Here is a 6,993-nt window from a genome sequence, read left to right on the forward strand (position 1 = left end):
TACTGCAGGGGGGACCCTGTGGGAGAGTAGGACGCCGCCGAACAATTATTCCGGGAAAGCCCCGTGCCCTTGTGGCACGGGGCTTTTCTGCGTTCTGAGCGTCTAGGGTCGAACCATGCGCTACGAACTGGTCATCTTCGACAACGATGGTGTGCTCGTCGACAGTGAGCCGATCTCCAACACCGTCCTCGCCGGCTACCTCACCGAGCTCGGTCACCCCACCTCGTACGAGGAGTCGATCCGCGACTACATGGGTGCCGCTGTCCACCGGGTGCACGATCTGGTGGAGGAGCGGACCGGTCAGAAACTGCCTGCGGACTTCGACGAGGAGCTGCACCGCCGGACCCTCGCCGCGTTCCAGGAGGAGCAGCTCGCCGCGGTGGACGGGGTCGACGAGCTGCTGGGCGAACTCGTCGCCGACGGGGTGGCGTACTGCGTCGCCTCGTCCGGAAGCCACCAGAAGATCGCGGCCGGGCACCGGAAGTCCGGGCTCGACCAGTGGTTCGAGGAGGAGTGGATCTTCAGCTCCGAGGACGTCGGGCAGGGGAAGCCGGCCCCGGACCTGTTCCTCCACGCCGCCGAACGGATGGGCATCGCCCCCGAGCGGTGTGTCGTGATCGAGGACAGCCCCCTCGGCGTCGAGGCAGCCCGTGCCGCCGGGATGGACGTGTACGGATTCACCTCGATGATGCCGGCGGACCGGCTCGTCGGAGTCGCCGGACACTTCTCCGACATGTCGCAGCTCCCCAAACTGCTCGTCTGATCGATCTACCCAGGGGTAGATCCTGGCTCTACGCTCGCGGCCATGACAGATGCGCGGTTGCGGCACGGCAGAGCTTCTCTGGCATTGAGCTTCCTGGTGCAAGGGGTGACCTTTGCTCTGCTCGTGACGCGTATCCCCGCAATTCAGGACCGGTACGGGATATCCGACGGGCTGCTGCCCGTCTTCCTGGCCGCTGTGCCGATTCTGGCGGGGGTTGCCAGCGTGGCCACCGAGAAGGTGGTCACGCTGGTGCGGCCGGGAATCGTGCTCAGGTGGGCGCAGCCCGTGGTGCTTCTGGCGTTGCTGGGTGTGGGCGCGGGCACCGAGTTGTGGCAGGTGGCCCTGGCCCTCGGTGCCTTCGGGCTCGCTGTCGGGGCGCTGGACGCGTCCATGAACATGATGGGCGTCAGCCTTCAGCGGGCGTACGGGCGCAGCATCATGCTCGGGTTCCATGCCGCCTACAGCCTGGGCGGAATCGCCGGGGCGTCCATGGCCTGGGCGGGGGCGCACTGGGATCTCTCGTTGCTCGTGTCCTATCTGCCGGTCGTGGTCGTCCTGCTGCCCGCGGCGCTCCTGGGGAGCCGTTGGTACGCGGAGGGGAAGGCGGAAGGGGAAGAGGCGGCGGGTTCGGGGAAGGGCGGTTCCGTCCCGTTCAAGCTGCTGATGCCGCTCTGTCTGGTGATGGCTTTCGCGTACATAGGGGACTCGACGGTCTCCAACTGGAGCGCGAAGTATCTGCAGGACGTGCTGGGCAGCTCGGAGCAGCTGGCGACCGTTCCTTACAACGTCTACATGGTGACCACGCTGATGGGGCGGGCCGTGGGAGACCTCGGGGTGCGGCGGTTCGGGGCGGTCGCCGTCGTGCGGTTCGGGAGCGTGCTGGCGGCGGCGGGCTTCGGGGTGGTCGCCGTGGCGCCCGGGGCGTGGTGGGGGATGCTCGGGTTCACCATGCTGGGGCTGGGGCTCTGTGTGATCGTGCCGCAGACCTTCGCTGCTGCGGGGCGGATGTTCCCCGGGGCGAGCGATGTGGCCGTCGCCCGGCTGAACGTCTTCAACTACGTGGGATTCCTGGTCGGATCACCGTTGGTGGGGGCGCTCGGTGATGCCTGGAGCTATCGGGGCGCGATGCTCGTACCGATGGTGCTGGTTCTTGCGACGCTCGTGTACGCCCGGTCGTTCGGCTCGGAGCCCGCCCGATACGGTGGCGGGCATGAGCGGGCGCGCGCGGCTGATGTGGGATGACGCAGTATCGGGATACGACTTCGGTGACAGTCATCCCATGGATCCGGTCAGGCTTGCCCTGACGATGGGGCTGGTGCGGGCGTTCGGGCTCGATTCCGCGGTGGATGTGAGATCGGCCAAGGCCGCAGGCGCGTCCACTCTGCGGCTGGTGCACCGCGAGGACTACGTGGCGGCCGTACGGGCCGCGTCCGTTGATCCTCGGGCGGCTGATCAGTCGTACGGTCTCGGGACCGTGGACGATCCCGCTTTCGCGGGGATGCATGAGGCGTCCGCGCTCATCGCCGGACTCTCGGTGGGGGCTGCGGAGGCGGTGTGGCGCGGGGAGAGTGCGCATGCCGTGAATTTCACCGGTGGGCTGCACCATGCGATGCCGGGGGGCGCCGCCGGCTTCTGCATCTACAACGATCCCGCGCTCGCCATTGCCCGGCTGCTGGAGCTGGGGGCCGAACGGGTCGCGTACGTCGATGTGGATGTCCACCACGGGGACGGGGTGCAGGCCGCGTTCTGGGAGGACCCGAGGGTACTGACCGTGTCGCTGCACGAGCATCCGCGCACGCTGTTCCCGCAGACCGGGTGGCCGGAGGAAACCGGCGGCGGGGCGGGTGAGGGCGGTGCGGTGAATGTGGCGCTGCCTGCCGGTACGGGGGACGCGGGGTGGCTGCGGGCGTTCCACGCAGTGGTGCCGGAGCTGTTGGCGGACTTCCGGCCGCAGGTGTTGGTGACCCAGCACGGGGCCGACACGCACTTCGACGATCCGCTGGCCCATCTGGCGGTGTCGCTGGACGCGCAGCGGGCGGTCATGGCGTCCTGTCACGAACTCGCCCATGAGTACGCGGAGGGCGGGCGCTGGGTGGCGCTCGGCGGGGGCGGGTATGCGGTGGTCGATGTGGTGCCGCGGTCCTGGACGCATCTCGTGGGGATCGCCGCACATGCGCCGGTGGACCCGGAGTCGGTGATTCCGTCGTCGTGGCGGGACGAGGTCTACGCCCGGACCCGGCAGCTGGGGCCGGCCCGGATGACGGACGGCCGTACCCCGTCGTGGCAGTCGTGGGACGCCGGGTACGACCCGGCGGACCGGCTGGACCAGGCGGTGCTGGCGACCAGGCGGGCGGCGTTTCCGCTGCGGGGGCTGCTGGCCTGAGTAGGGGTTACGCCAACGGTGGGGCGCAATCAGGGTTTTCGTCCTGCGGTGACCCCGGTGCGGGAGCATCGGGAGGGTGTTGAGCACCGGAGCGCTGCGCGCCCATCTGCTGGCGGCCAGGCTGGCCGGCCCCGTGGCCACGTCGCGGGAGACCAGTCTGCAGAGTTATCGGCTCTTCGCGGCGAGGGATCCGCGCGTGATGCTGGGCCTCGATCCGGACTGGGCCTGGGGCGAGCGTGACCTGTTGCGGCTGATGGCGCAGAAGTGCGGGGTGTCGGACGATCCTGATCATGTTTCGGGTCTTGATGTGATCGACCCGGAGCGGACTCTGGCAGGTCTGGACGCGTTCGCCGAGCGGCTCGCGGCGGCTGCGGAAAGGCGGGCTCCGGTGCTGTTCGGGACGGGCCATCCGCACCGGCTGCTCGGGTTCTACGCCGGGCTGGCAGACGCCCTGTCGGCGGCAGGGTGCGCGGTGCTCACCCCCGCGCAGGGCCGATGTATCGACATAACGACCCGGTTCGGCGTACGCACGTACAACCTTGACTACGTACGGGGAGTCGCGCTGGTGCGCGAACCGGGCGTGCGGGCCCCCGGTGGTGCGACCGGCGCGCACACCCACTCGCCGCTGCCGGTTCGGGCCGTGCTGGAGGGGGTGGCCGAGACCTGCGGGGTGCTGCCCGAGCTGGTGGTCGGGGACCACGGATGGGTCTGCGGGGCAGGTCAGCTGGGCATTGAGGCGATCGGTCTGGCCGATACGGACGATCCCGCGCTGTTCGTGGGCGAGGCCGAGGGGCGGGTGTCCGTCGCCGTTCCGCTTGATGACGCCGTGCGGTCCGATTACTACCGACCGCTTACTCGCTATGTACTCAATCGGGCGTGTCTGTCACAGTAGGCGGCCGATCGTCTCACCTCTTCCCCACTCGCATCACCCGCCCCTAATCTGGGGAGTGAGCGCACAACGACGAAGAGTCACCGGAGGGGAAGCCGGTGCGCGTCTCGTGCGGAAGGTACAGGTGGGTCATGGCTGCTGGCAGCGAGAGGCCTCTCAACGAGGTCAAGTTTCTGACCGTGGCGGAAGTCGCCTCGGTCATGCGAGTGTCGAAGATGACCGTGTACCGCTTGGTGCACAGCGGTCATCTGCCGGCGATCCGGGTGGGCAGGTCCTTCCGGGTCCCGGAGCAAGCGGTTCACGAGTATCTCCGCGAGTCCTTTGTGGGGGTGGAGTCGGCCTGACGTTGCCCTCGGATTACGTCCCTCACCCAGTGGCGGGTAGGCTAGGCCGACGTAGGTCGTGTGGGCCCAGACGCCCCGCACCAGTGAAGAAGAAGTGAGCGAGGGTAGTCGTGGGCTCTGTTATCAAGAAGCGGCGTAAGCGGATGGCCAAGAAGAAGCACCGCAAGCTGCTCAAGCGCACGCGCGTTCAGCGTCGCAACAAGAAGTAGGCGAACGCAGTTCGTGCATCCGAGGCCCTTCCGCCGTCCTGGCGGAAGGGCCTCGGTGTTTTTTCCGGCCATGACTTCGGCAAAGCACGCCATGGGGTCATCACAGGGCAACATCCAGCGGCTACGGTGACGGCCAGGGGAAGACCCCGCTCGACGAACGAACGACGGAAGGCGCTGATCTTGGGGAAGATCGTGCTCGTCACAGGAGTGGCCCGGCAGCTGGGAGGCCGCTTCGTACGGCGTATCCAGCGCGATCCCGGCGTGGACCGGGTGATCGCCGTCGACGCGGTCGCGCCCGAGCATCAACTGGGTGACGCAGAATTCGTCACGGCGGACATCAGACAGCCCGCGATCGCCAGGGTTCTCGCCGAGCACTCGGTCGACACGGTCGTCCATCTGGATGTCTCGGGAAAGGCGCTCGGCGCCGGCGGCCGGACGACGGTCAAGGAGACCAACGTCATCGGCACCATGCAGCTGCTCGGTGCCTGCCAGAAGTCACCGACCGTCCAGCGGCTCGTGATCAAGTCCAGTACGAGCGTGTACGGATCCGCTCCCCGCGACCCCGCGGTCTTCACCGAGACGACCCCGCCCAAGTCGCTGCCCAGCGGAGGCTTCGCCAAGGACGCGGTGGAGGTCGAGGGGTACGTACGCGGCTTCGCGCGCCGCCGGCCGGACGTTGCCGTCTGCGTGCTGCGGTTCGCGAACATCCTGGGCCCGGAGCCGGACTCGCCGCTCGCCGACTACTTGGCGCTGCCCGTCCTTCCGACGGTCTTCGGATACGACCCGCGGCTGCAGTTCGTCCACGAGGACGATGTCATGGCCGTCCTGGAGATCGCCGCGCGCGAACCGCGGCGCGGAACGCTGAACAGCGGCACCTTCAACATCGCGGGCGACGGCGTGCTGCTGCTCTCGCAGTGCTCGCGGCGGCTGGGCCGGCCGACCGTTCCGGTGCTGCTGCCCGCCGTCACCTGGGTCGGCTCGGCGCTCCGCACGATCGGTATGACCGACTTCTCGCCGGAACAGATCCGGCTGCTCACCCATGGCAGGGTGGTCTCGACCGTACAGATGCGCGAGACGCTGGGTTTCCATCCGAGGTTCACCACCGCGGAGACCTTCGCCGAGTTCGCACGCAGCCGGGGACCGGGGCTGCTGCCGCCCGAGATGTTGAGCAGGGCGGTCGGACGGCTTGCGGAGCTGTCTCTCGCCGGGGGGCCGGCCGGGAGCGGGACCGATGCGACACATTCGACTCACGGCGCCAGGTAGAGGAGCGCGACCGACGATGGCGGACGCCAAGGTCATTCCGTTCGACGACGACCGTTCGCGCTCCGGCGCTGCGCGGCGCAGGAGCGTGCTGCCGGGGAGCAGCCGGGGCCAGGCCCCCGCCACCCCCGGTGCGGCGCCTGTGAGCGCCCTGCGGGGAGCGCAGGCGCCGGTGGCGGGTGCGCAGGAGGCTGCGCCTCCCCAGGAGGCGCACGAGGTCTCCGGGCGGGCCGGCTGGGACCGGCGGATCGCGGGCGGGCTCGCGTTCCTGCGACGGCGGGTCACGGGCGACTACGACGTCGACGAGTTCGGCTACGACAAGGAGCTGACCGACCAGGTCCTCATGTCGATGCTGCGGCCCCTCGCGGACAAGTACTTCCGGGTCGAGGTGAAGGGCATCGAGAACATCCCGTCCGACGGCGGGGCGCTCATCGTCGCCAATCACTCGGGGACGCTTCCGCTGGACGGGCTGATGCTCCAGGTCGCAGTGCACGACAACCACCCGGCCGAGCGGCATCTGCGGCTGCTCGCCGCCGATCTGGTCTTCATGCTGCCCGTGGTCAACGAGCTGGCCAGGAAGGCCGGTCACACCCTGGCGTGTGCCGAGGACGCGGAACGGCTGCTGCAGCGCGGCGAGGTCGTCGGGGTGATGCCGGAGGGCTTCAAGGGCATCGGCAAGCCGTTCGGCGAGCGGTACAAACTGCAGCGGTTCGGACGGGGCGGCTTCGTGTCGACGGCGCTGCGGGCCGGGGTGCCGATCGTGCCGTGCTCGATCGTCGGCGCGGAGGAGATCTATCCGATGATCGGCAACTCGAAGACGCTGGCACGGGTCCTGGGGATTCCGTACTTCCCGATCACACCGACGTTTCCGTGGCTGGGGCCGCTGGGGGCGGTGCCGCTGCCGACGAAGTGGACGATCCAGTTCGGGGAGCCGATTCCGACGGACGGATATCCGCCGGAGGCGGCGGAGGACCCGATGCTGATGTTCAACCTGACGGACCAGGTGCGGGAGCAGATCCAGCACACGCTGTACAAGCTGCTGGTGCAGCGCCGGTCGGTCTTCTTCTGACTTCTTCTGTCTGCCTTCTTCGAGCGACCGCATGTGAAGGGGGGCCGTCCGGATCCGGACGGCCCCCCTTCACATG

8 protein-coding genes are annotated in these 6,993 nt (G+C 68.7%); all 8 read left to right on the forward strand.

Features of this window, described 5'->3' with window-relative positions; all coding sequences use genetic code 11:
* Positions 1-115: 115 nt before the first annotated feature.
* The 8 genes from ACFWBQ_RS38010 to ACFWBQ_RS38045 all read left to right on the forward strand — a co-directional run bounded on the left by ACFWBQ_RS38010 (position 116) and on the right by ACFWBQ_RS38045 (position 6,917).
* On the forward strand, positions 116-763 hold the full coding sequence (locus ACFWBQ_RS38010) for an HAD family hydrolase (RefSeq protein WP_385508558.1): 648 nt from the start codon (positions 116-118) through the stop codon (positions 761-763).
* A gap of 42 nt (positions 764-805) precedes the next feature.
* Positions 806-2,005 (forward strand): MFS transporter, encoded by a 1,200-nt coding sequence (locus tag ACFWBQ_RS38015; RefSeq protein ID WP_385508560.1) that lies wholly within the window; start codon positions 806-808, stop codon positions 2,003-2,005.
* Positions 1,974-3,146, forward strand: a complete 1,173-nt coding sequence (locus ACFWBQ_RS38020; RefSeq protein ID WP_385508562.1) for an acetoin utilization protein AcuC — start codon at positions 1,974-1,976, stop codon at positions 3,144-3,146. Before ACFWBQ_RS38015 ends, ACFWBQ_RS38020 begins: the two co-directional genes overlap by 32 nt.
* A 76-nt stretch (positions 3,147-3,222) precedes the next feature.
* Positions 3,223-4,038 (forward strand): phosphatase, encoded by an 816-nt coding sequence (locus ACFWBQ_RS38025; RefSeq protein ID WP_385508563.1) that lies wholly within the window; start codon positions 3,223-3,225, stop codon positions 4,036-4,038.
* 128 nt (positions 4,039-4,166) lie between these two features.
* Positions 4,167-4,379, forward strand: coding sequence for a helix-turn-helix domain-containing protein (locus ACFWBQ_RS38030; protein WP_014046653.1), 213 nt, complete (start codon positions 4,167-4,169; stop codon positions 4,377-4,379).
* A 110-nt stretch (positions 4,380-4,489) separates the two neighbouring features.
* Positions 4,490-4,588, forward strand: a complete 99-nt coding sequence (locus tag ACFWBQ_RS38035; protein ID WP_003948845.1) for a 30S ribosomal protein bS22 — start codon at positions 4,490-4,492, stop codon at positions 4,586-4,588.
* Positions 4,589-4,768: 180 nt separating this feature from the next.
* Positions 4,769-5,851, forward strand: coding sequence for an NAD-dependent epimerase/dehydratase family protein (locus ACFWBQ_RS38040; protein ID WP_385508568.1), 1,083 nt, complete (start codon positions 4,769-4,771; stop codon positions 5,849-5,851).
* 16 nt (positions 5,852-5,867) lie between these two features.
* The gene (locus tag ACFWBQ_RS38045; protein WP_385508570.1) at positions 5,868-6,917 is read left to right on the forward strand and encodes a lysophospholipid acyltransferase family protein; all 1,050 of its coding nucleotides are present in this window, start codon (positions 5,868-5,870) and stop codon (positions 6,915-6,917) included.
* Positions 6,918-6,993: the final 76 nt, after the last annotated feature.

The organism is Streptomyces sp. NPDC060035, assembly GCF_042736635.1.
In the GTDB taxonomy this organism is placed as follows: domain Bacteria; phylum Actinomycetota; class Actinomycetes; order Streptomycetales; family Streptomycetaceae; genus Streptomyces.

What these genes read in the sequence shown, in the direction of transcription:
- ACFWBQ_RS38010 (WP_385508558.1), top strand. Translation starts at nt 116, where the DNA reads ATGCGCTACGAACTGGTCATCTTCGACAACGATGGTGTGCTCGTCGAC.
- ACFWBQ_RS38015 (WP_385508560.1), top strand. Translation starts at nt 806, where the DNA reads ATGACAGATGCGCGGTTGCGGCACGGCAGAGCTTCTCTGGCATTGAGC.
- ACFWBQ_RS38020 (WP_385508562.1), top strand. Translation starts at nt 1,974, where the DNA reads ATGAGCGGGCGCGCGCGGCTGATGTGGGATGACGCAGTATCGGGATAC.
- ACFWBQ_RS38030 (WP_014046653.1), top strand. Translation starts at nt 4,167, where the DNA reads ATGGCTGCTGGCAGCGAGAGGCCTCTCAACGAGGTCAAGTTTCTGACC.
- ACFWBQ_RS38045 (WP_385508570.1), top strand. Translation starts at nt 5,868, where the DNA reads ATGGCGGACGCCAAGGTCATTCCGTTCGACGACGACCGTTCGCGCTCC.